This window comes from Herbaspirillum sp. C7C8, from assembly GCF_022627875.1.
Lineage (GTDB): Bacteria > Pseudomonadota > Gammaproteobacteria > Burkholderiales > Burkholderiaceae_D > Herbaspirillum.
Genome location: NZ_JABXGG010000019.1, coordinates 39,780 through 63,390 on the forward strand (window position 1 = coordinate 39,780; position 23,611 = coordinate 63,390).

General features: G+C 63.3%; 20 protein-coding genes. 14 read left to right on the forward strand and 6 right to left on the reverse strand.

Features of this window, described 5'->3' with window-relative positions; genetic code table 11:
• Nucleotides 1–174 precede the first annotated feature (174 nt).
• Nucleotides 175–474: a hypothetical protein gene (locus HWE01_RS19345; protein WP_008326577.1), complete on the forward strand. Its 300-nt coding sequence runs from the start codon at nucleotides 175–177 to the stop codon at nucleotides 472–474.
• A 16-nt stretch (nucleotides 475–490) separates the two neighbouring features.
• On the opposite strand, the gene chrA is transcribed toward HWE01_RS19345, so the two are convergent.
• On the reverse strand, nucleotides 491–1,735 hold the full coding sequence (gene chrA, locus HWE01_RS19350) for a chromate efflux transporter (RefSeq protein ID WP_241822601.1): 1,245 nt from the start codon (nucleotides 1,733–1,735) through the stop codon (nucleotides 491–493).
• Between the two features lie 308 nt (nucleotides 1,736–2,043).
• Between chrA and yajC the strand changes: the two genes are divergently transcribed.
• From yajC to tcdA, 4 genes are all read left to right on the forward strand, one after another.
• Nucleotides 2,044–2,322 (forward strand): preprotein translocase subunit YajC, encoded by a 279-nt coding sequence (gene yajC, locus HWE01_RS19355; RefSeq protein ID WP_008326581.1) that lies wholly within the window; start codon nucleotides 2,044–2,046, stop codon nucleotides 2,320–2,322.
• Between the two features lie 165 nt (nucleotides 2,323–2,487).
• Nucleotides 2,488–4,392 carry a protein translocase subunit SecD gene (gene secD / locus HWE01_RS19360; RefSeq protein WP_241822602.1) on the forward strand — a complete coding sequence of 635 codons (1,905 nt, stop codon included), beginning with the start codon at nucleotides 2,488–2,490 and terminating at the stop codon, nucleotides 4,390–4,392.
• Between the two features lie 86 nt (nucleotides 4,393–4,478).
• Nucleotides 4,479–5,423, forward strand: coding sequence for a protein translocase subunit SecF (secF, locus tag HWE01_RS19365; RefSeq protein WP_008326585.1), 945 nt, complete (start codon nucleotides 4,479–4,481; stop codon nucleotides 5,421–5,423).
• 114 nt (nucleotides 5,424–5,537) lie between these two features.
• On the forward strand, nucleotides 5,538–6,395 hold the full coding sequence (tcdA, locus tag HWE01_RS19370) for a tRNA cyclic N6-threonylcarbamoyladenosine(37) synthase TcdA (RefSeq protein WP_008326586.1): 858 nt from the start codon (nucleotides 5,538–5,540) through the stop codon (nucleotides 6,393–6,395).
• A 20-nt stretch (nucleotides 6,396–6,415) separates the two neighbouring features.
• Here tcdA and HWE01_RS19375 read toward each other — a convergent pair whose 3' ends face one another.
• Nucleotides 6,416–7,354 carry a DMT family transporter gene (locus HWE01_RS19375; RefSeq protein ID WP_008326588.1) on the reverse strand — a complete coding sequence of 313 codons (939 nt, stop codon included), beginning with the start codon at nucleotides 7,352–7,354 and terminating at the stop codon, nucleotides 6,416–6,418.
• A gap of 151 nt (nucleotides 7,355–7,505) precedes the next feature.
• A complete protein-coding gene (locus HWE01_RS19380) occupies nucleotides 7,506–8,066 on the reverse strand; it encodes a DUF4337 domain-containing protein (protein WP_175344114.1) in 561 nt (186 codons plus the stop codon).
• A 95-nt stretch (nucleotides 8,067–8,161) separates the two neighbouring features.
• Between HWE01_RS19380 and HWE01_RS19385 the strand changes: the two genes are divergently transcribed.
• The 3 genes from HWE01_RS19385 (at nucleotide 8,162) to HWE01_RS19395 (ending at nucleotide 11,642) form a co-directional block, all read left to right on the forward strand.
• Nucleotides 8,162–8,395, forward strand: coding sequence for a hypothetical protein (locus HWE01_RS19385; protein ID WP_241822603.1), 234 nt, complete (start codon nucleotides 8,162–8,164; stop codon nucleotides 8,393–8,395).
• A gap of 250 nt (nucleotides 8,396–8,645) precedes the next feature.
• Nucleotides 8,646–10,895, forward strand: coding sequence for a catalase/peroxidase HPI (gene katG, locus HWE01_RS19390; protein WP_241822604.1), 2,250 nt, complete (start codon nucleotides 8,646–8,648; stop codon nucleotides 10,893–10,895).
• A gap of 156 nt (nucleotides 10,896–11,051) precedes the next feature.
• A complete protein-coding gene (locus tag HWE01_RS19395) occupies nucleotides 11,052–11,642 on the forward strand; it encodes a phosphonate degradation HD-domain oxygenase (RefSeq protein ID WP_241822620.1) in 591 nt (196 codons plus the stop codon).
• Here HWE01_RS19395 and HWE01_RS19400 read toward each other — a convergent pair.
• Together HWE01_RS19400 and HWE01_RS19405 are read right to left on the reverse strand one after the other, a co-directional pair.
• On the reverse strand, nucleotides 11,618–12,385 hold the full coding sequence (locus HWE01_RS19400) for a helix-turn-helix transcriptional regulator (protein WP_241822605.1): 768 nt from the start codon (nucleotides 12,383–12,385) through the stop codon (nucleotides 11,618–11,620). The genes HWE01_RS19395 and HWE01_RS19400 overlap by 25 nt on opposite strands.
• A gap of 188 nt (nucleotides 12,386–12,573) precedes the next feature.
• The gene (locus tag HWE01_RS19405; protein ID WP_241822606.1) at nucleotides 12,574–13,356 is read right to left on the reverse strand and encodes a 3-hydroxybutyrate dehydrogenase; all 783 of its coding nucleotides are present in this window, start codon (nucleotides 13,354–13,356) and stop codon (nucleotides 12,574–12,576) included.
• Between the two features lie 498 nt (nucleotides 13,357–13,854).
• On the opposite strand from HWE01_RS19405, the gene HWE01_RS19410 reads away from it, so the two are divergent.
• The 6 genes from HWE01_RS19410 to HWE01_RS19435 all read left to right on the forward strand — a co-directional run bounded on the left by HWE01_RS19410 (nucleotide 13,855) and on the right by HWE01_RS19435 (nucleotide 22,989).
• A complete protein-coding gene (locus HWE01_RS19410; RefSeq protein WP_008326596.1) occupies nucleotides 13,855–14,622 on the forward strand; it encodes a GNAT family N-acetyltransferase in 768 nt (255 codons plus the stop codon).
• Nucleotides 14,619–15,509 carry a UDP-2,3-diacylglucosamine diphosphatase gene (locus HWE01_RS19415; RefSeq protein WP_241822607.1) on the forward strand — a complete coding sequence of 297 codons (891 nt, stop codon included), beginning with the start codon at nucleotides 14,619–14,621 and terminating at the stop codon, nucleotides 15,507–15,509. Before HWE01_RS19410 ends, HWE01_RS19415 begins: the two co-directional genes overlap by 4 nt.
• 50 nt (nucleotides 15,510–15,559) lie before the next feature.
• Nucleotides 15,560–16,609: a glycosyltransferase family 4 protein gene (locus HWE01_RS19420; protein ID WP_241822608.1), complete on the forward strand. Its 1,050-nt coding sequence runs from the start codon at nucleotides 15,560–15,562 to the stop codon at nucleotides 16,607–16,609.
• Nucleotides 16,610–16,843: 234 nt separating this feature from the next.
• On the forward strand, nucleotides 16,844–18,781 hold the full coding sequence (locus HWE01_RS19425; protein WP_241822609.1) for a methyl-accepting chemotaxis protein: 1,938 nt from the start codon (nucleotides 16,844–16,846) through the stop codon (nucleotides 18,779–18,781).
• A 319-nt stretch (nucleotides 18,782–19,100) separates the two neighbouring features.
• Entirely contained in the window at nucleotides 19,101–20,837 is a 1,737-nt protein-coding gene (locus HWE01_RS19430; RefSeq protein ID WP_241822610.1) for a methyl-accepting chemotaxis protein, read from the forward strand.
• Between the two features lie 391 nt (nucleotides 20,838–21,228).
• Nucleotides 21,229–22,989 carry a methyl-accepting chemotaxis protein gene (locus HWE01_RS19435; protein ID WP_241822611.1) on the forward strand — a complete coding sequence of 587 codons (1,761 nt, stop codon included), beginning with the start codon at nucleotides 21,229–21,231 and terminating at the stop codon, nucleotides 22,987–22,989.
• A 133-nt stretch (nucleotides 22,990–23,122) separates the two neighbouring features.
• On the opposite strand, the gene sixA is transcribed toward HWE01_RS19435, so the two are convergent.
• Nucleotides 23,123–23,602, reverse strand: coding sequence for a phosphohistidine phosphatase SixA (sixA, locus tag HWE01_RS19440; RefSeq protein ID WP_008326603.1), 480 nt, complete (start codon nucleotides 23,600–23,602; stop codon nucleotides 23,123–23,125).
• Nucleotides 23,603–23,611 lie beyond the last annotated feature (9 nt).

The window sequence follows — 23,611 nt, forward strand, 5'->3', positions numbered from 1 at the left end:
TTTAGGGGTTCTGCCACGGCGCGTCTGCCCGGACGGTATGCTGATGAGTTTGCAAAATAAGTAATATTATTATATTAATCATATAAATTAATTTTATTGATTTATTCGATTAATTTATTTAAGATGTCTACGTAAGGAAACAATGCAGTGGCCCAACCCGAAAGGAGCCGCAACATGCGTCATCCCCCCTCGATGGCACGCGCCCGCCTGGCGCGCCCCGATCTTCAGCGCTGGACCTGTGCGCTGCTGCTGCTCACGCTGGGCTGTTGGGCCTGGCCGCACCTGTACGCGGCCACCACGGCCAGGCTGTCCATCTCGGCGCTGGTGGCCACGCGCTGCAACGTGGTGGTCCATGTCGTCAACGGCGTGGCCGCGGTTTCCAATACCTGTGGCGCGGTGCCTGCGGGCAGCCCGGACGGTCGGGCGCTGCTGCTGGTGAACCAGCAGGAACGTTCGGTGGTTGTAGTGTATTGAGCCGGGTGTATCCGGATCAGGCGCCTGCCAGTGCGGACAGGCTGGTCGCCAGGACGGCCAGCAGTACGACCGCCCAGGACGGCATCCGCAAGCGCACCAGGCCGACGAATGCGACCAGCGCGATCAGCAGGTCGCGCGTACTGAAAATGGCACTGGTCCACACCGGCCGGTAGAGCGCGGCCAGCAACAATCCCACCACGGCCGCGTTGACGCCCGCCAGCACGGCCTGCATTGCGGCCTGGCGACGGACCTCATCCCAGAAGGGCAGCAATCCGGTCACCAGCAGGAAAGACGGGGCAAAGATCGCCAGCAGGCACAGCACGCCCCCGATCAGGCCATTGGGCCCGGCCGACATCACCACGCCCAGATAGGCCGCCAGCGTGAACAGCGGGCCGGGGATCGCCTGGGCCGCCCCGTAGCCGGCCAGGAAGACGTCCTTGTTCACCCAACCCGAGGGCACCAGTTCGGCCTGCAACAGCGGCAGCACCACATGACCGCCACCGAAGACCAGCGAGCCGACACGGTAGAAGATGTTGATCTGCTGCAGCCACGGGGCGGGATAAAGCGCGGCCAGCAGCGGGATACCCGCCAGCAGACCGACGAACAGCAGCAGGCAGGCGCGTCCCGTGCGACGGCTGACCACCACGGGCAGCTGTTCCTGTCGTGCAATCCGGGGACCGTGCAGCAGCAGCCGTCCGGCCACGCCGGCGACCACGATCACCCCCAGCTGTACCAGACTGCCCTGCAAAGCCCAGGCCGCCAGCGCCGCCAGCGCCATGATGAGCAGGCGCAGCGGACCACGGCACAGCGTCTGCGCCATGCCCCACACCGCCTGCGCCACGATGGCCACGGCCACGATCTTCAGGCCGTGCACCACCTCTCCGGAAAGCCAGTGCGCATCCTCCAGCACCGACAGCGCCACCACCATCAGCACTAGCGCCGAGGGCAGGGTAAAGCCCAGCCAGGCCGCCAGCGCACCGCGACAGCCGCCCCGGAGCAGGCCGATGGCCAGCCCCACCTGACTGCTGGAAGGGCCCGGCAGGAACTGGCACATCGCCACCAGGTCGGCATAGCTCTGTTCGGACAGCCAGCGCCGACGTGCCACGAATTCGTGACGGAAATAACCGAGATGAGCAGCCGGCCCGCCAAAGGAGCTCAGTCCCAGTCGCAGGAAGACCAGGAAGATGGTCCACGCCGGTTGGCGCGGCGAGGCAGGCAAGGCGGGCAGACCGGTGGGATCGGGAACAGGGGAGGCGGGCATGCGGCAGTCAGCGTTCGGATGGGGTTGCGCGATGGCGCCTATATTAGGCGGCTTGGGGGCGAAATGAAGCTTTTTTCATGTGCCTTGCCATTTCTCGCGGCCTGCGGGGATTTTCCCGTCTGAGCAGGTGATAAAAAAGCCCGATTTTGCCTGGCTTCCCCTTGATCTGAGGCAATACATCCCGATTTGGCGGTTTGGTGCCTGCGCAGTGCTAGAATGCAGGGCTATTTTTCAATCAACCTTTGGAGCCTTACGTGTTTATTTCCGACGCATACGCGCAAACGGCCGCAGCAGCCCCTGGTGGCGCGATGGGCAACCTGGCCAGCTTCCTGCCGATCATCCTGATGTTCGTGGTCCTGTACTTCCTGATGATCCGCCCGCAGATGAAGCGTCAGAAAGAACAGAAAGCCATGATGGACGCACTGGGCAAGGGCGATGAAGTCGTCACCTCGGGCGGTCTCTTGGGTCGCATCACCAAGGTGGCCGATGGTTACATCACCATCGAAGTCGCCGAAGGCACTGAAGTCGTCGTGCAAAAGGGCGCCGTGACCACCCTGCTGCCCAAGGGCACCATCAAGGGCCTGTAATCCGGCCGTACCGGTTGGCCGGCCTGAACCGGCGAACCCATGGGCGCATCGCTGATGCGCCCATGTCGTTAGAACGGCGCGCGGCGTCCTCCGGTTGCGCGCGCCGGTTCTGAACAGGGCGGCAGGTCCCTGCCTCCCTCTCCCGCAAGCAAGAAGCACAAGACCATGAATCGTTACTCTCTCTGGAAATACGCACTGATCGTCCTGGCCCTGCTGTTCGGCGTGATCTATACGGTCCCGAACTTCTTCGGCGAATCTCCCGCGGTGCAGATCAGCAGCGGCAAGTCGACTCTGAAGGTCGAGCCGGCCCTGGCCGGCCGCGTCGATCAGATCCTGAAACAAGGCAATCTCGGCGCAGAGAGTGTGGCGTTCGACAACAGCGGTTCGCAGCCCTCGGTGCGCGCCCGTTTCGCCAGCACCGACATCCAGTTCAAGGCCAAGGCCCTGCTGGAAAAGGAACTCAATACCGACCCCAGCGACCCGACCTACATCGTCGCCTTCAACCTGTTGCCCAATACCCCGCAATGGCTGCAGAGTCTGCATGCCTTCCCGATGTACCTGGGTCTGGACTTGCGCGGCGGCGTGCACTTCCTGATGCAGGTCGACATCAAGGCAGTCCTGAACAAGCGCCTGCAAGGCCTGCAAGCGAGCGTGCGCAGCCTGCTGCGTGACAAGAACATCCGCCACAGCGGCATCAACCGCGTGGGCGACAGCATCGAGATTTCCTTCCGCGATGCCGATACCCGCGACAAGGCCCGCGCCGCCCTGGGCGAGCTGCAGGAAATGCTGCTGACCGACGCCGGCAGCGGCGATGACCTCAAGCTGGTCGCGACATTGCGTCCGGAAGCCCTGAAGCAGACCCAGGAAGATGGCGTCAAGCAGAACATCAGCACCCTGTCCAAGCGCGTCAACGAGCTGGGCGTGGCCGAGCCGCTGATCCAGCGCCAGGGCGCCGACCGCATCGTGGTCGAGCTGCCGGGCGTGCAGGACGTCTCGCGCGCCAAGGACATCATCGGCCGTACCGCCACCCTGGAAGTGCGCATGGTCGATGAAAGCGTAGTGCGCGGCACCGAGGAAACCTCGGCCATTCCGTTCGGCTCCGAACTGTTCAAGGTTGGCAAGGGCGCGCCCGTGGTGCTCAACAAGGAACCGGTGTTGACCGGCGACTACATCTCCAACGCCTCGGCCAGCTTCGATGAAAACCACCAGCCGGCGGTGAGCATTGACTTGAACGGCGACGGCGGCCGCAAGATGCGCGAAGCCACCCGTGACAAGGTGGGCAAGGCCATGGCCATCGTGCTCTTCGAAAAGGGCAAGGGCGAAGTCCTGACGGTGGCTACCATCCGCTCCGAACTGGGTTCGCGCTTCCAGATCACCGGCATGGGTTCGCCCGAAGCCGCCAGCGACCTGGCCCTGCTGCTGCGCGCCGGTTCCCTGGCCGCACCGATGGAAATCATCGAGGAACGCACCATCGGCCCGCAACTGGGCGCCGACAACATCAAGAAGGGCTTTGATTCGGTGCTGTATGGCTTCGTGGCCATGGCCATCTTCATGGTCATCTACTACCAGCTGTTCGGTTTCTTCAGCGCCCTGGCACTGTCGGTGAACGTGCTGCTGCTGGTGGCGCTGCTGTCGACCCTGCAGGTGACGCTGACCCTGCCCGGTATTGCGGCTATCGCACTGGCGCTCGGTATGGCGATCGACTCCAACGTGCTGATCAACGAGCGCATCCGTGAAGAACTGCGCGCCGGCAATTCGCCGCAGGCAGCGATTGCCGCCGGTTTTGACCGTGCGTGGGCGACCATCCTGGACTCCAACGTGACCACCCTGATCGCCGGTCTGGCGCTGCTGATCTTCGGTTCCGGCGCCATTCGCGGCTTTGCCGTGGTGCACTGCCTGGGCATCCTGACCTCGATGTTCTCGGCCGTGTTCTTCTCGCGTGGCGTGGTCAACCTCTGGTATGGCCGCAAGAAGCGTCTGTCCAGCCTGGCCATCGGCCAGATCTGGAAGCCGCAGGGCGAGGCGCTGACCACCTCCGGCAAGGCCTCGGCCAAGCGCAACGCCAAGTAAGCACGGCCACACCACGACATAGCAGCACAGCCAGATTTTGAGCCGGCCTCCCCGATGACGACGGGGCCGGCACCGAAAGGATAGTGATGGAATTTTTCCGCATCAAAAAAGACATTCCCTTCATGCGTCATGCCCTGATCTTCAATGCGATCTCGGCACTGACCTTCGTGGCCGCGGTGTTCTTCCTGTTCTCCAAGGGATTGCACTTCTCCATTGAATTTACCGGTGGCACGGTCATGGAAGTGGCCTACAACAAGCCGGCCGACCTGGAGAAGATCCGCAAGTCCATCGAAGGACTGGGTTACCGCGATACCCTGGTGCAGAGCTTCGGCACCGCCCAGGACGTGATGATCCGCCTGCCCGCACAGGCCGGCGTGAACGCCAGCCAGCAGAGCGAGAAGGTCAACGCCGCCCTGCGCGCCGATGATCCGGACGTGCGCCTGCAGCGCGTGGAATTCGTCGGTCCCCAGGTCGGTGACGAACTGGCTCACGACGGCCTGCTGGCGCTGGCCATGGTGGTGCTGGGCATCGTGATTTACCTGGCCTTCCGCTTCGAATGGAAGTTCGCGGTGGCGGCGGTGATCGCCAACCTGCACGACATCGTCATCATCCTGGGCTTCTTCTCCTTCTTCCAGTGGGAGTTCTCGCTCACCGTGCTGGCGGCGATTCTGGCCGTGCTGGGTTACTCGGTCAATGAATCGGTGGTGGTGTTCGACCGTGTGCGCGAAGCCTTCCGCGACCGTCGTTTCGGCAAGCTGTCCACGCCGGAAGTACTGAACCACGCCATCACCAGTACCATGTCGCGTACCGTCATCACCCACGGCAGTACTGAAATGATGGTGCTGGCGATGTTCTTCTTCGGTGGCCCGACGCTGCACTACTTCGCCCTGGCGCTGACCATCGGCATCCTGTTCGGCATCTATTCCTCGGTGTTCGTGGCCGCCGCCCTGGCCATGTGGCTGGGGGTGAAGCGCGAAGACCTGATCAAGCCGGTCAAGGTCAAGGACGAGAACGGCGGCGCGGTGGTCTGATTCAAGGATTGTCGTACGACGCAAAAAGGGCCGCCGCGTTGACGCTGCGGCCCTTTTTCATGAGAGGCCCTTCCGGAGTGGACAGGTCCGATAACACTGCATTGAAGTTTGAACATGAGCACATCCATCGATCTGAACGATATCGACCATGAACGTCGCTTCGGCGGCGTCGCCCGCCTGTATGGCGCCGCCGCCCTGCAACGCTTCCGCCAGGCGCGCGTCTGCGTGGTCGGGGTAGGAGGGGTGGGCTCGTGGATCGTCGAAGCGCTGGCGCGCAGCGCCATCGGCCACCTGACCCTGATCGACCTGGACAACCTGGCCGAATCCAACGTCAACCGCCAGATCCATGCCTTGACCACCACGCTGGGCCAGGCCAAGGTGACGGCGCTGCATGAACGCATCCGCCTGATCAATCCAAGCTGCGTGGTCACCGAGGTGGAGGATTTCGTCGATCCGGAGAACGTCGAGCAGATGCTGGGAGGAGGTCGTTTCGATTACGTCATCGATGCCATCGACAACGTGCCGGCCAAGGTGGCCATGATCGCCTGGTGCCGCAGCCACGGCATGCCCATGGTGACCATCGGCAGTGCGGGCGGGCAGATCGATCCGACCCGGATTGAAATCCGCGACCTCTGCCGCACCGAGCAGGAACCGCTCTTGGCCAAGGTGCGCAAGCGTTTGCGGTCACAGCACGGTTTCCCGCGCGGGACCAAGAACAAATTCCACATCGACGCAGTGTTCTCCACCGAACCGCTGCGCTTTCCGGAACTGGCCGAAGGTGAAGCCTGTGAAGTTCTTCCGGCAGCAGACATGGATGTGGGCGAGGACGCCGCCGACAGCACGCAAGCCGGCGTGACCGGTCTGAACTGCGCCGGCTTCGGCTCGGCCATGGTGGTTACGGCCACCTTCGGCCTGGTGGCCGCGGCACACGTCTTGAAGAAGCTGGCCGAACAGCCTGCCGTGCAGCCGTAGCGCGGGCAGGGCGCGGGGCGTCAGTGCCCGCCGCCCTCATCGACCCGGTGCGCCGACACGCACAGCAAGACACTCACGCTCACCAGCACCATGGCCGCGATCTCCAGCAGCGTCGGCCAGCGCTGTTCCCACAGGAAGCCGTAGAGCAGGGCGAACAAGGTCTCGAACAGGATCATCTGCCCGATCATGGTCAGCGGCAGCAGGCGGCTGGCCTTGTTCCAGCAGGCATTGCCGAAGAGCGAGGCGAAGATCGCCACCCCGGCCGAGACCGCCACGAAGTGCATCCACTGATCGCCCGGATGCGGCTGCAGCATCACGGTAAAGGCCGGTACGGCGATGAACAGCGACAGCAGCCCCGTGACCACGCCGATCAGCAGATTCCAATCATGTGCAGAAACTTCATGCAGGCGTCCCAGCCAGCGGCTGTTACCCACCGCATAAGTGGTCCAGGAGGCCAATGCGGCCAGGGCGCAGAAGAAGCCGATGACACTTTCCTTCATATCGCCCCCAGCCGCCCCGGCCAGCGACTGCCAGGCCACGCAGGCAATGCCTGCCAGGCCCAGGGCCAGTGAGGGGGCCAGCTTGCGCAGCGAGACGGCACCGTGACCACGGCTGCCGATGATGCTCACCGCCACCGGCAGGAAGCCGATCACCAGCGAGGTCATCGCCATGCCGCCCAGTTGCACGGCACTGGCCAGGAATACGTAATAGACCACATTGCCCAAGAGGCTCAGCCACACTAGCGCACGCCATTCGGCACGGCCCAAATGGGGCAGCAGTTTTCTGATGCGCGGGGCGATCAGCAGGGCGGCGAACAGGCCGTAGGCGAGATAACGCCCGGCGGTCAGTTGCCAGGGAGAGAAGGCGCGGGTCAGTTCAGGTGCCAGGAAGACCAGGCCCCAGGCGGCGCCGGCCAGCGCGCCATAGAAAATGCCTTGCAGAATCGGGTTGGAACGCATCGGGATCAACGCCTGCCATATTGCAAAGGGAGGCAGTATGCCGCAGCCGCACGGCCAAGGATTGTTGCAGGCTACGGTTTTGTTGCGATCGGGTACGAAAGAAAAACGCCGACACGTGGCCGGCGTCTTTGCCTGCAAACGGTCCAGCCGTTCAGACCACGGAGCCGAACAGTCCTGCACCGATAAAGGCCAGCGCCACCACGCCGATACCCATGGACAGATAGGCCAGTACCGCCACCCCCGTGATGATGGTGGCCGAGGCCAGCACGATGGCCACTTGCAGCATGCCGGCGGCCATTTCCATCTTCTCGTATTTCTCCATATAGGCATGCGCCTCGTGTTCGGCTGCGCGCGCCTTGTGGGACAGCTCCTTCTTGCCTTCACCGCTCTTCTCGTCACTGTCGTAATGGGCGATGGCATCGTCGAGCTTGGCTACGGCCGCATTGATGCGCTCATCCTTGGGATTGCCCAGCAGCGTGAGCTGCTGCCTGGCCAGTTGCGCCGCATTGCCACGGACCGACTTGGCCTGGAAGAAAGACCACAGGTTGGCCGCCTCCTGGTGTTTCAGGATGACCTCGGTCTGGTAAGACTTGGAGAGGGTTTCGGTAACGGCCAGCACCAACGCCAGGATGGCGATGAGCAGGGCCAGCTTCTTGTTGCCGGAGGCATGGGCGTGCTCGGCGTGTTCCAGGTTTTCGGTGGCTTCCGTCATGATGGTTCTTGTAATGTGGGAAAAATGAGGGCAGCCCGGTGCCAGGGCAGCGACTCAACAACGATTCATATTCGTATCGGTTGACCTGAATCGTCATGAAACTCGTATTTTCTCGTGGCGCGGCTGCGTCTGCTTGGCTTGAGAGGATTGCACTCAGGGGCAATGTTCATCGCGAACATTCGCATTTCCTCACGGGGCATCCTGTTCCGAGTGCAAGCCTCAGGATGGGCGGTTGGGTGCACGCGCAAATGGCGTGCCCTGCAGAAGGGTTTGCCTTTGGCTACACTGTTGAGTCACAAATTCTGAAGGATTGGGATTGGATTTATTGACCGGCGTTATACAAAAAGACAATCACCTGATTGTTTTTGATGAATTACATTAATGGTTCTTCGCAAGCATGACCGGGACAAGGCGAAGCTGGCCCCGCAGTACGGCGTCATGGTGCCGTAGCAGAACGCAGCCAGTCTATTGCCGAATCATCAAGCCGCCATTTGCCAGTCAGTCTGGTAGTGGCCACAGGATGCCCGTCCCCCGGTCCGGGCGTCATGACCATCGGGTCGATCAACAGGAGAGAACGCAATGTCCAATGAAGCCAAGTGCCCCTTCAACCACACCGCCGGCGGCGGCACCAGCAACCGTGACTGGTGGCCCAAGCAGCTGCGCGTGGATCTGCTGGCCCAGCATTCTTCCAAGTCCGACCCCATGGGTGAGGATTTCAATTACGCCGAGGCTTTCAAGAGCCTGGACCTGGCGGCGCTCAAGGCTGACCTGGCCAAGGTGATGACTGATTCGCAGGACTGGTGGCCGGCTGACTTCGGTCACTATGGTCCGCTGTTCATCCGCATGGCCTGGCACAGTGCCGGCACCTATCGCATCGGCGATGGTCGTGGCGGTGCCGGCCGTGGCCAGCAGCGTTTTGCGCCGCTCAACAGCTGGCCTGACAACGTCAACCTGGACAAGGCGCGCCGCCTGCTGTGGCCGGTCAAGCAGAAATACGGCAACAAGATTTCCTGGGCCGACCTGCTGATTTTGACCGGCAACGTGGCGCTGGAAACCATGGGTTTCAAGACCTTCGGTTTCGCCGGTGGTCGCAAGGATGTGTGGGAACCGGATCTGGACGTCTACTGGGGAACCGAATCGACCTGGCTGGGTGGCGATGACCGCTACGGCCGTGGCAAGGCCGGCGCTGCCCACGGCGAAATCACCGCCGACGCCGACCGTCACGGCAATGAGCAGAGCCGCACCGCCCCCACCGGGCGCAACCTGGAGAACCCGCTGGCAGCTGTGCAGATGGGCCTGATCTACGTGAACCCGGAAGGCCCGGAAGGCAACCCCGACCCGGTGGCCGCCGCCCATGACATCCGCGAAACCTTCGCCCGCATGGCGATGAACGATGAAGAAACCGTGGCCCTGATCGCCGGTGGCCACACCTTCGGCAAGACCCACGGTGCAGCCGATGCCAAGCACGTGGGTCGTGAGCCGGAAGGCGAGGAGATGGAAAGCCAGGGCCTGGGCTGGAAGAGCAGCTTCGGCAGCGGCGTGGGTGGCGACACCATCAGCTCCGGCCTGGAAGTGACCTGGACCCAGACCCCGGCCCAGTGGAGCAATTACTTCTTCGAGAACCTGTTCAACTATGAGTGGGAGCTGACCAAGAGCCCGGCCGGCGCGCACCAGTGGGTGGCCAAGGGCGCCGATGCGGTGATCCCGCATGCCCATGGCGGTGCGCCGGTACGTCCGACCATGCTGACGACGGACTTGTCGCTGCGCTTCGATCCGGCCTATGAAAAGATCTCGCGCCGCTTCCTGGAAAACCCCGACCAGTTCGCCGATGCCTTCGCCCGCGCCTGGTTCAAGCTGACCCACCGCGATCTGGGCCCGCGTTCGCGCTACCTCGGTCCGGAAGTGCCGGCCGAAGAACTGATCTGGCAAGATCCGCTGCCCAAGGCGGAGGCCGCACCCATCGACGCGGCGGATGTTGCGGCATTGAAGGGCAAGGTTCTGGCGTCGGGCTTGTCGGTGAGCGAGCTGGTCTCGACCGCCTGGGCCTCGGCCTCCACCTTCCGTGGCGGTGACATGCGTGGCGGTGCCAACGGTGCCCGCATTCGCCTGGCCCCGCAAAAGGATTGGGCCGCCAACCAGCCGGCCCAGCTGGCCAAGGTCTTGAAGGTGCTGGAAGGCATTCAGGCCGGGTTCAACCAGGGTGCCAAGAAGGTCTCGCTGGCTGACCTGATCGTGCTGGCCGGTAGTGCTGCCATCGAAAAGGCGGCCAAGGATGCTGGTGTGGCCGTATCCGTTCCCTTCAGCGCCGGCCGCGTGGATGCTTCGCAGGAACAGACCGACGTGGCCTCCTTCGAGCCACTGGAACCTGTCATCGATGGCTTCCGCAACTACCAGAAGCAGCGCTATGCCGTGCGTGCCGAAGACATGCTGATCGACAAGGCACAGCAACTGACCCTGACCGCGCCGGAAATGACGGTTCTCGTCGGTGGCCTGCGCGTGCTGGGCAACAACGTCGGTGGCAGCACCAAGGGCGTGTTCACGTCCAGGGTTGGTGTGCTGTCCAATGACTTCTTCGTCAATCTGCTGGACATGGGGACCGAGTGGAAATCCACCTCGCCCGCCCAGGAAGAGTTCGAAGGCCGCGACCGCAAGAGCGGCGCCGTCAAGTGGACCGGTACCCGCGTCGACCTGGTGTTCGGTTCCAATGCCGTGCTGCGCGCCCTGGCCGAGGTCTATGCCAGCGCCGACGCCAAGGAAAAGTTCGTCAGGGACTTCGTGGCGGCCTGGGTCAAGGTGATGGATCTGGATCGCTATGATCTGAAGAAGTAAGCAATCAAGCAATCAAGCAGTGAAGCGATGAGGGACGGCGGGCCGCAAGGCTCGCCGTTTTTCTTTGCGTATTCGCATGTCATGGAGATGTCATGGAGTGCGCCGTTGCAGCGTCTATAGTGGCGTTCGGACTTTTCTTCACCTGCGAGGCGCATGATGGCTCTGAGCCTGGACGACATCGCCGTGCTGTTCACGCGGCACGGTCACACCCAATACACCGGCGAGCCGGTCACGCAACTGGAGCATGCGTTGCAATCAGCTTGGCTGGCAGAGCGGGAGGGTGCGGCCCCCAGCCTGATCGTGGCAAGTCTCCTGCACGATCTCGGCCATCTGCTGGAAGACCTGGGCCAGACGCCTACCCTGGCCGGTATCGATGACCTGCACCAGTACCGCGTGCTGCCCTTCCTGCGCGGCCTGTTCGATGACGCCGTGCTGGTCCCCATCGCGCTGCATGTGGATGCCAAGCGCTACCTGTGCGCCACCGATCCGGATTACTTCGCGCAGCTCTCCGCCGATTCGGTGCGCAGCCTGCAATTGCAGGGCGGGATCTTCGATGTGGAACAGGCTGCGGCGTTCATTGACCGGCCCTATGCAGAGGAGGCGGTCAGGTTGCGGCGCTGGGATGATCGCGCCAAGACGGCAGGGTTGACTACGCCCGATTACGCCCACTTTGCCGGCTACTTCAGCCAGTGCCTGCGGGCCTCGGCCAAGAGCGGCCGCCCTCAGGACAGGCAAGCCTTCCGATAGGCCGACGGGGTGGTGCCGCGCAGCTTGCGCAGCGCATGGGTCATGGCGCTCTGATCGCCATAGCCGCAGCGCTGGGCAATCAGGGCCAGCGGCAGGCTGCTCGTGCGCAGCAGCTGGCAAGCCCGGGCTACCCGCACTTCGGCCAGCCAGGCGCGCGGCGAGGTGTGCAGTTGAGCACGAAACCATTCATGCAGGCGGCTCGGCGAGATCGCCGCCAGCTCGGCCATCTGTGCCACCGTCCACGGATGTTCTGCCCGCGCCTCCACGCGCGCCAGCATCAGGTGCAGCCGCGAGAGCGTGCGGGGCGGCTGCTGCGTGAGCGTATCCAGCAGCAAAGGCACCCAATGCTGCAGCACCGTGTCGGCCGGGCGCGTATGTGTCAGCGTGACGGCCATGAATTCCACCAGCCTTCCCGCTGCCGCCGACAAGGGCAGGAAAGGGCGTTGCGCCAGCACCTCCAGTTGCAGGCTGCTGACCGTGGCCGGGGCCAGGTCCAGCACCAGCGAACGATTCTCACCGCCCGCACGGGTGGCATGGCGGGCTCCGGGCTCGACGAAGGCGGCCGTGGCGGTATCGGCCAGACCTTCGCGGCCGGCGATGTCCATCGCCAGGCGGCCCGCCAGCGGGAGCACCAGTTGTGCAAAATCATGCCGGTGCGCCAGCGATTCGTCGCGATAGCTGCGCAGATGCAGCTGCGCCAGGGAGGCGGCAGTGTCAGCAGGCGGCAGAGAGGGCTGGGTCATGGTGCGGACGAGGACGGGCAATGCTCGCATGATAGCGGACTTCGATAGCCGGATTTACGCTATTGCTTTCACATGGTATCGGTGTGAGCTGAATAGATTTGCCTGACATCCGTGTTTGCGGGCAGCAAGAAAAAGCCGCCGGGCAGGTGCGACGGCGGCTTCGAGAGGGGCGTCAGGGCAGGCGAACTTTACTGCATATGCCAGCCATGACTGACCACCACCGACTGGCCGGTCAGGGCATTGGTCGGGAAGGCCGCCAGGAACACGGCGGTCTGGGCCACGTCCTGGGTGGTGGTGAATTCGCCGTCCACGGTGTCCTTCAGCATGATCTTCTTGATGACTTCCTCTTCGCTGATGCCGAACTCCTTGGCCTGCTCGGGGATCTGCTTTTCCACCAGCGGGGTACGTACGAAGCCGGGGCAGATGACGTTGGTGCGGATCTTGTCCTTGGCGCCTTCCTTGGCCACCGTCTTGGCCAGGCCCAGCAGGCCGTGCTTGGCGGTGACGTAGGGTGCTTTCAGCGGCGAGGCCAGGTGCGAGTGCACCGAGCCCATGTAGATGATGGAGCCGCCACGGCCCTGCTTGATCATGGCCTTCATGGCCGCGCGCGTGGTCAGGAAGGCGCCATCGAGGTGGATCGCCAGCATCTTGCGCCAGTTCTCCAGCGACAGTTCGGTCACCGGGCTGATGATCTGGATGCCGGCATTGCTGATCATGATGTCCAGCCCGCCATAGGTGTTCACGGCATCGGCCACGCCCTTGTCGACCTGGGTTTCATCGGTCACGTTCATGGCCACGGCCATGGCGGTGCCGCCATTCTTGACGATCTCTTCAGCCGTGGCCTTGGCCGCTTCCAGGGCCAGGTCGGCGATGACCACCTTGGCGCCCTGCTTGGCGTATTCGAGCGCGATTTCCTTGCCGATGCCGCTGGCCGAACCGGTAATGAGAGCGACTTTATCCTTGAGTAGCATGATCTTCCTTTATGTTTCGAGTTGACGGACATTGCAAAGCTCGGCCGCCACGACTGCCCGCGCTGCTGCGCTCGACACTGCATGGCGGCCATCAATCCCTGGTTTCGATGAACTGCGCATCGAAAGATTCCACGGGTGCCGAATCGTCCTTGCACCCGTTTTCCTTGCCCTCGCGCGTACGCCTGCTCCCGACAGGGAGGTCTCCCGGCGCCGCTTTGTCATGCCATTGTAACGCCGGGCAGCTTCTTGTTGCTGCACCGCCAAAAGAGCCGCAAAGGTCATGTGCGTGAAACATTCGCTGGTTAGTCTGTGCAGCGTTATCCCGGGGACATCGGCTGTTTCTCGAAAATTATCAATCAATTCTTCGTCTTCATTCGAGACAGCCGCAATTCTGAGGGGGATACCGGAGGCAGGTCGGTCGAGCTCGCTTATGTTGTTTGGCTGACCTGGCTGAAGTCTTCCAAGGTCTCCTTCAAACATCACCACAAAGGACAATGCATGAGACTGCTTACCATTCCTGCCGATGCCAATCCGAGTTTTGCCAAGCTCAATCTGAGCCTGGCGAGCACCCCGGAAGAAGTGCGCGAAGTACAGCGCCTGCGCTACAAGGTCTTCATCGAAGCGATGAACCTGTCGGCCCTGGCCAACCCGGAAGGCCTGGACAAGGATGAGTTCGACGACTACTGCGATCACCTGATCGTGCGCGACAGCAAGACCCTTTCGGTGGTCGGCACCTATCGCGTGTTGAGCCCGCACGGTGCGCGCCGCATGGGCAAGTTCTACTCGGAACAGGAATTCGATCTCTCGCGCCTGGACAACATCCGCGGCGTCATCGCCGAAGCCGGCCGTGCCTGCATCCACCCGGACTACCGCAGCGGCGGCGTCATCATGATGCTGTGGGCGGGTCTTGCTGCCTACATGCGCAAGGAACGCTGCGAATACCTGATGGGTTGCGCCAGCGTGAGCCTGGCCGATGGTGGCCACAATGCTGCTGCGCTCTACCACGCTTTCCGCGAGAAGAACCTGGCCCCGCCGGACTATCGCGTCACGCCGCTGTTGCCCTTCCCGCTGGAAGACCGCCAGGCCGGCGTCGAACCGCAGATCCCGCCGCTGTTGCGTGGCTACCTGCGCAGCGGTGCCTGGGTGTGCGGCGAACCGGCCTGGGATCCTGATTTCCACTCGGCCGATTTCTTCCTGCTGCTGCCGCTCTCCAAGCTCGACAGCCGCTATGCCCGCCACTACCTCAAGGATTCGAGGACCGCATGAAGCCACGCGAACAGTTCATGGAAAAAGCCCAGGGGCTGTTCGCCGACCTGGGTCCCGACCAAGACGCCGGTGATGACGAAGCCAAGCGCGATCCGCTGCGCTTTCGCACCATCTGGATTTCCGACATCCACCTGGGCACCACCGGCTGCCAGGCCGAGCGCCTGCTGGAGTTCCTGCGTGCCACCGAGTCCGAGACCCTCTATCTGGTGGGTGACATCATCGACGGCTGGCAGTTGAAGCGTCGCTGGTACTGGGACCAGTCCCACAACAACGTGGTGCAGACCGTGTTGAAGAAAGCCAAGAAGGGCACCAATGTCATCTTCGTGCCCGGCAACCACGACGAAGTGATCCGTCAGTTCATCGACCTCGATTTCGGCGGCATCAAGATCCGCGACGAACTGGTGCACGTGACCGCCGAAGGCAAGCGCATGCTGGTGCTGCACGGCGACCGCTTCGATGGCGTGATCGCCTGCGCCAAGTGGCTGGCCTATGTGGGCGACAGCCTCTACACCATGATCCTCAAGTTCAACCAGTGGTTCAACAGCTGGCGTGCCCGTGCCGGGCTGCCGTACTGGTCGCTCTCGCAGTACCTCAAATCCAAGGTCAAGAATGCGGTGAACTACATCACCTCCTTCGAAGATGCACTGGCCGACGAGGCCAAGAAGAAGGGACTGGATGGCGTCATCTGCGGCCACATCCACAAGCCCGAGATCCGCGACATCGGCGGTGTGGTCTACTGCAACGATGGTGACTGGGTGGAGAGCCTGTCGGCCCTGGTGGAAGAGCCGAACGGCGAACTGCGTCTGGTGACCTGGCAGGAAATCATGCAGAAGAAACGCGCCGGCAAGGAAGCGCGCCAGGCCGCACGCGAACTGGCCACCGTCTGAGGTTGGTCGGTTCATCGCGAATCATATCGTTTATATTGTTTATATAGTTTATGCGCATTGCCATCATCAGCGACGCCGGAGAGCCGCAAGTCAACGGCGTCGTCAACACCTTGCGCTCCACCGTGCGCTGCCTGCGCGGTTTCGGCCATGAAGTGCTGCTGCTCTCGCCGCGCGACTTCCGCACCTTCGCCTGCCCGACCTATCCGGAAATCCGCCTGGCCTACAAGCCCTATGCCCGCATCGCGGCGGCGCTCGAATCCTTCCAGCCGGACTGCATCCACATTGCCACCGAAGGGCCGATGGGACTGGCGGCGCGGCGCTACTGCGTGCGCCACAAGCTCAGTTTCACCACCGCCTATCACACCCGTTTCCCGGAATACCTGGCCGCGCGCAAGCTGCTGCCCAAGGCCATCACCTATGGCCTGCTGCGCTGGTTCCATGGGCGTTCCGAAGCCATCATGGTGCCGACACCGGCCATGAAGACGGCGCTGGAAGAAGAGGGTTTCCGCAACGTTGTCCTGTGGGGGCGGGGCGTGGATACCAGCCACTTCCGTCCGGCCTCGGAAGACCATGCCTGCATCGATCGCCCGCTGTTTCTGTACGTCGGCCGGGTAGCGGTGGAAAAGAACATCGAAGCCTTCCTCAAGCTGGACCTGCCCGGCACCAAGTGGGTGGTCGGCGACGGCCCGCAACTGGAAGACCTGACGGCACGCTATCCGGAAGTGCGCTTCCTGGGCGCCAAGGGGCATGATGAATTGCCGGCCTATTACAACTGCGCCGACGTCTTCGTCTTCCCCAGCAAGACCGATACCTTCGGCCTGGTGCTGCTGGAAGCCATGGCCTGTGGCATCCCGGTGGCGGCCTATCCTGTCGAAGGGCCCATCGATGTGGTCGACAACGGTGTCTCCGGTGTGCTGCGCCACGATCTCCATCAAGCCTGCCTGCAAGCCCTGAAGCTGGACCATGAAGCCGTGCGCGCCCATGCGGCGACGCGCTCCTGGGAGTCCGCGACCCAACAGTTCCTGCAGCATCTGCACCTGGCGCACCGCAGTGCGCCGGACCAGGCCGCCACCATCAAGCCGCTGCGCGAGAGCCGCTGATCCCTGGCGCAGACGCGGCCGCCCCAGGGCGGTTGCGTGTGCTGTCGACTCCTGATCTTCTCCTTTTTGTCCTGCGTTTTCCTGCCGTCCGGCGTCGTCGCTGGCCAGCTGGCAGCGCATGGTTCGCATCGTTGGAACGGTTTTTGCTCGACCTAAAAGTCACGTGTACAGGTGGATTTACGGTGACGACGCCGAGGCATCGAGCAGACGAAAACAAACGAACAGGAGGGGGATATGAGGACATTGCTTGCCAATCTGAAACTGTGGCAGAAGTTTGCCTTGCTGGGCGGTCTGGGCATGTTGCTCTTTGGCGTGCCCACCGCTTTGTATCTACAGAGCAGCGAACGGGTGATCCGCTTCAAGCAGGAAGAGATCGCGGGTGTGCAGCCCATCCAGCGCCTGTTGCGCAGCCTGCAACTGCTGCAGCAGCATCGCGGCATGTCCGCCGTAGTGCTCAACGGTGCGCAGCAGACCGAAGCGGCGCGCCAGGCCAAGGCAGGGGAAGTCGACCAGGCCCTGCAGGCGCTGTTGCCGGACCTGCAGGGCTTGCAGCAGTCCGATCCGGCAGCCGTGACGCTGTTCATGGCGCAGCGCGATGCCTGGGTCAAGGTGCGCGATGCGGTGGCCGCCCGGCAACTGACGGCGCCCCGCAGTTTTGCCGCCCATAGTGCAGTGATCATGGCCTTGTTCGATCTCAACGATCGCATGCTCGATCATTATCGCTACACCGTCGATCCTGATTTCGACAGTACCCAGCTCATCAATGCGGCCTTCATCGCCATGCCGGGCGTGACCGAGGATCTGGGCCGCGCCCGTGCGCGCGGCGCCACCCTGTTGCTGAAGAAGGAAGTCCGTCGCGAGGACCGTCTGGAACTGGTGGCCCTGCTGGAGCGCGCCCAGGATCGCCTGGACATGGCCCGCAAGGCCTTCGCCAAAGCCGTCATCGCCAGTCCGTCACTGGAGGCGCAACTGGGCAGCAGCATGGCCAGCGCCGGTCAGCTGGGTCAGGAGGTCATCAAGCTGGCGCGCGAGCAGGTACTGCTGCCGCAGGAGCCGGGCTATGACGCGCAGACGTATTTCCAGCGCTTTACCCAGGCCATCGACGTGCAATTCAAGACCATCGCGGAGGTCACGGCAGTGCTGGCGACCCGGCTGGACCAACAGAACGCTGCCCTGCGCCGCGAGCAACTCACGGTGCTGGCCGCCATCCTCCTGCTGGCGTTGCTGGCGGCCTGGCTGGGCGTGCTGATCACACGCTCGGTCACCCGGCCGCTGCAAGCCTCGGTGGCGCTGGCCGGGCGGGTGGCCAGTTACGACCTGACCGCTCGCAGCCCGGTGCAGGGCCGCGACGAATCGGCGCAATTGCTGGGCTCGCTCAATGCCATGACCCGCAGTCTGGGCGGCATCGTCATGCAGGTGCGCAGCAGTGTTGAGCTGATGCAGCATGCCAGCGGCGAGATCGCCCTGGGCAATGCCGATCTCTCGCGCCGGACCGAAGCCCAGGCCTCCAACCTGGAGGAAACCGCCAGCGCCATGGAGCAGCTCACCTCGACAGTCCAGAACAATGCCGAGAACGCCCGCCAGGCCGACCAGTTGGCCGGTTCCGCCGCACGACTGGCCGAGCAGGGCGGTATCGTGGTCGATGGTGTGGTCACCACCATGACGCAGATCCGGGAGAGTTCGCGGCGCATCGTCGAGATCATCGGCGTGATCGACGGCATTGCCTTCCAGACCAATATCCTCGCGCTCAACGCCGCAGTGGAAGCGGCCCGCGCCGGTGAGCAGGGCCGCGGTTTTGCGGTGGTGGCCTCCGAAGTCCGCTCGCTGGCGCAACGCAGTGCGGCCGCCGCCAAGGAAATCAAGGAACTCATCGGTGATTCGGTTCAGAAAGTCGATGCCGGTGGCCGACTGGTCGACCAGGCCGGTGCCACCATGGGCGATATCGTCGGATCGGTGCGGCAGGTGGCAGGCATCATGAGCGAGATCACCCAGGCCAGCCAGGAGCAGAGCAACGGGATCACCCAGATCTCGGATGCCATCGCCCAGATGGAAGCCATTACCCAGCAGAATGCCGCCCTGGTGGAGCAGGCTGCGGCCGCTTCGGAAAGCCTGCAGCAACAGGCCGGGGTGCTGCGCGAGGCGATGGCGGTGTTCCGCACCGAAGGGGCATGATAGGCTGAAGACAAGGGTTCTCTGGTATTTTCTTCAACTATGCAAAACAAACATGCCGACATGCTCACAAAGCATTGGCATGCCGACCAGCGCCTCTTCTAAGATGCGCCACGCTCGCGTGCGCCTGTTGCCGCGTCCATGACAAAAAGACCATGAGGGACCATGCCTGCTCCGCCGTATGCGGCAGGGCAGGCATGAATCATGCTCCTGCGTGAGCGCAAGAACACGCAATTAAAAAGAGCAACGTGCGCGGTGCCTCTGTGCCCGTGCCGACATCTGCAGCATTGTCGACGTTTGCGTTACCAGGAAGAGAGCATCCATGATCCAACATCTCAAGATCGGCAGTCGCCTGGCCTTCGGCTTCTGCCTCATCCTGCTGCTGGCCACCGCCATCCTGCTGATCGGTCTGTGGCGCATGGCCGAGCTGGAAAGCAGCAGCGAATACGTGATTGACCAGAAGGTCAGCGCCATGACCGCCGCCATGAACATGCGCGAGGCCGGCAGCCAGCTGGCCCTGGCTCTGCGCAAGGTGGTCACGCCCACTGACGCCGCCGAGGGCAAGGCCGAGGATGCCCACCTGGGGCAGATTCTGAAGGCCTATGCCGGTTATGAACAGCAGATCACCGCGCTCTCTACCGAGGGGCAGGGCAAGTCATTGCTGGCGGCCACCAATGACCAGAGCAAGAAGCTGTTCCCGCTGGTCGAGCAGATCCGCCAGCAGGTGGCCAGCAACAATTACTTCGATGCCGCCCAGCAGTTGAAGAGTGATTTCCTGCCTGCCCACGACAAGTGGATGGCCAGCGTGGCCGCGCTGGCCGCGTTCCAGCAGGAGGACATGAAGCAGGCCCACGCCGAGGCCAAGGACAGCTATCGCAAGGCCCAGATCGGCATGCTGGCCATGGGAGGGCTGACGCTGGCGCTGGGTTTCTTCCTCACCTTCGTCATCACGCGCTCCATCGTCAATCCGCTCAAGCGTGCCGGACAGATTGCGGAAACGATTTCCCGTGGCGACCTGAGTCACGACTTCCACGACCGGGGCCGCGATGAAGCCGCGCAACTGGTCAATGCCCTGGATGCCATGCAGGGCAATCTGGCCAGCACGCTCAACGAGGTCAAGGAAAGCGCAGCCGTCATCGCCGTGGCTTCGCATGAAATCGCGCGCGGCAACGTCGATCTTTCCAACCGCACCGAGTCGCAGGCCTCCAGCCTGGAAGAGACCGCCAGCTCGATGGAGCAGCTCACCTCCACCGTGCAGCAGAACGCCGCCAACGCGCAGCAGGCCAACCAGCTGGTGCTGTCGGCCTCGGACTACGCTACCAAGGGCGGCCGCGTGGTGGGCGATGTGGTGGCCACCATGGGATCGATCAAGGAAAGCTCGGGCAAGATCGTCGACATCATCGGTGTCATCGATGGCATCGCCTTCCAGACCAACATCCTGGCCTTGAATGCCGCCGTCGAAGCCGCGCGGGCGGGCGAGCAGGGCCGCGGTTTTGCCGTGGTGGCCTCCGAAGTGCGCGGGCTGGCCCAGCGCAGTGCCGCCGCCGCCAAGGAAATCAAACAACTCATCAGTGACTCGGTGGACAAGGTCGATGCCGGCGGCAAGCTGGTTGACGAAGCCGGCGCCACCATGAGCGAGATCGTGGCCTCGGTCAAGCACGTGGCCGACATCATGGGCGAGATCACGGCCGCCAGCCAGGAGCAGAGTGCCGGCATCGCCGAGGTCAACAACGCCATTGCCCAGATCGACGAGATCACCCAGCAGAATGCCGCCCTGGTCGAGCAGGCCGCCGCCGCCGCCGAAAGTCTGCAGGAGCAATCCGATGTGCTGGCCCGTGCGGTGGGCGTGTTCAGGCTGAAGACGGCGCAGCAGGTGCCACCGCAGAAGTCGGCGTTCGTACCGACCATGAGCAGTCCGCCAGCGACACGCACCGTCAACCCGGCACCGGCGGTGAGCGCGGCGAAGAGTCCGCCGGTGGCTGCTCTGCCGGCTGCGGCGAGCTCGGCCAAACGCAAGCCTGCGGCCGTGACGCGGGATGATGATTTCGAGGAATTCTGATCGGCTGTGCGGTGGTCCGACTGTATTGGTCGGTGAATTCATGATGTAACTTAAGTGAACCGTCAATCAACAAAAAATCAACTGCAATGCAGCTCAGCGTGCAAGCGCCGCTACCCGTGAAGGTGGCGGCGCTTTTTTATTTTCAGCGGGTGGCAAGCACGTTTCGTGAGAATTCAAGATAATTGCGAAGTTGCCGTAAAGCTATATCAAACGTTGCAGACGGATCGTTCCGGCAAGGGGCGGGCGGTCAACTGCAGCACCGGGGGGAAAGAGCGCGACGTCGCGCAAGGGGCCACACAGGCCCTGCGACGATCACGCCAGTTGCGCGCAGCACGCTGCCCCCGGGGATCCACAGAACGGCATCTTTCCCTTCATCCACCGGAACCAGTCCATGTCCCTCAAGAACCTCTCGATCAAGGCGCAGCTTGCCATTGCCGTCCTTGTGCTTTCCCTCCTGCTGCTGGCGCTGGGCCTGTCGGGCCAGCTGGGCATGTCTGCGGCCGTGAGCATCAACCGCCAGCTTTCCGAAGAACGCATTCCCAAGACCGTTGCCGCCGACAATACCCTGATCTGGATCGGCCGCCAGCGTACCTCGCTGGACCAGGCCGCCATGACCAATGACCCCGCCTGGGCCGAGCGCATGATGGGCATGGATGCCAATGCGCGCAAGGAAGCCCTGCAGTGGTGGGGCAAGTACACCGCGCTGCCCCAGACCGAAGACGGCAAGGTGCTGGTCAAGAAGGTCTCCGACGGCATCGAGAAGACCGAACAGGAACTGGTTCGCTTCGCCGAGGTAATCAAGGGCGGTGACCGCCAGGCCATCGCCGACCAGGCGCGCAAGGTCGGCACCATTTATACCGTCATGCAGCTCGACGGCCAGGCCCTGAGCAAGTATGAGACCGAGCAGGCGGCCCAGAGCGTGGAATCGACCATGGCGCGCTTCGAAGCCTCGCGCCTGTTCTCCATCGTGGCCATCGTCGCCGGTCTGCTGCTGGCTTTCTTCAGCTGGTGGTCGCTGCGTCGTGCCATCGGCGAGCCGATGCAGCGCGCATTGCACCACTTCGATGCCATTGCCGGCGGCGACCTGACCCAGCCGGTGCATGTGCATTCGAAGAATGAAATGGGCCAGTTGCTGCAAGGGCTCTCACGCATGCAGGAGAGCCTCACGCGTACCGTGCACGCCGTGCGCGGCGGCAGCGATGCGATTGCCACGGCCACCCGCGAGATCGCCTCGGGCAACCTGGACCTGTCCACGCGTACCGAGCAGCAGGCCGCCGCGCTGGAGGAAACCGCTTCCAGCATGGAAGAGCTGACCAGTACCGTGAAGCACAACGCCGACAATGCCCGCCAGGCCACCACACTGGCGGTCAATGCTTCCACCATCGCCGCCGACGGCAATACCGTGGTGGGCCGCGTGGTGCAGACCATGGAAGAGATCCGCGAGAGTTCGGCACGCATCACCGACATCGTCAGCATCATCGACGGCATCGCCTTCCAGACCAATATCCTGGCCCTCAATGCGGCGGTGGAAGCCGCGCGCGCCGGTGAGCAGGGGCGCGGTTTTGCCGTGGTGGCCACCGAGGTGCGCGCGCTGGCGCAGCGCTCCTCCAGTGCCGCCAAGGAAATCAAGGAACTGATCATGCACTCGGTGGAGCGCGTACAGGCGGGCTCCGAGCTGGTCGGCCAGGCCGGCGACACCATGAACGACGTGATCCAGGCGGTGCAGCGCGTGACCGACATCATGAGCGAGATCTCGGCAGCCTCCAACGAGCAGAGCGCCGGCATCGATCAGGTCTCGCGGGCGGTCACGCAGATGGATGAAGCGACCCAGCAGAATGCTGCCCTGGTGGAACAGGCCAGTGCCGCCGCCAAGTCGCTGGAACAACAGGCTCAGGCGCTGATGCAGGAAGTGGCGATCTTCCGTGTGGGGCAGGGCGAGACGGCGACTGTGCGGCCCCCGGTCCAGGCACAGCGCCCGGCGCCCAAACCGGCTGCCACGCCAGTCAAGCCTGCGGCACCGGCACCGTCGGCGGCGCCCAAGGTCGCCCCGGTGCTCAAGCGGGCGGCCTTGCCGCCGGTTGCGGACAACAAGGCCAAGCCAGCCTCACGCGTCCCGAGCGGGGGCGATGACGGCGACTGGGAAACCTTCTGAGGCCGTCCGTTTTTTTGCAATTCACTTCACCTCTCTGCATGAAGCATCGCCGCAGCCCGCCTGGACGGGGTGCGGCGATTTTTTTGTTCACTTTGGGGCTATGGCGGCTTGATCCAGCCATCCGGTGCGGCTTTCAACGGGGAGGATGCTTGCCGGGACTGTTCAGCAATTCGGGTGCGACCACGGCCTTGAGATAGTTGGTGGTGATATCTCCACGCTCGCGCTGGGCGATCCACCATACATTGCCCTTGCGCAGGGACCACTCCTGTGGCTGGCCCGAGATCAGGCGCGCGGCCACCTGTCCCAGCGTCGGCTGGTGGCCCACGATGAGTACCGGTTCGCGGCTGTCGGGCCAGTTGGCCGCGCGCAGCAGGTCGTCGGCGCTCATGTTGGGGGCCAGGTCGGCCACCACCTTGTACTTGCGCTTCAAGGCTTCCACCGTCTGCAGGGTACGCGTGGCCGGACTGACCAGGATGCGGCAGCTTTCGGGCAGGTTGCGGTCCAGCCATTCGGCCATCTTGGCGGCCTGCTTGTGACCCTTGGGGGTCAGGGCGCGGCCCTCGTCGGGCTCACCCAGCTCGGCCTCGGCATGACGCCACAGAATCAGGTCCATCTCAGCTCC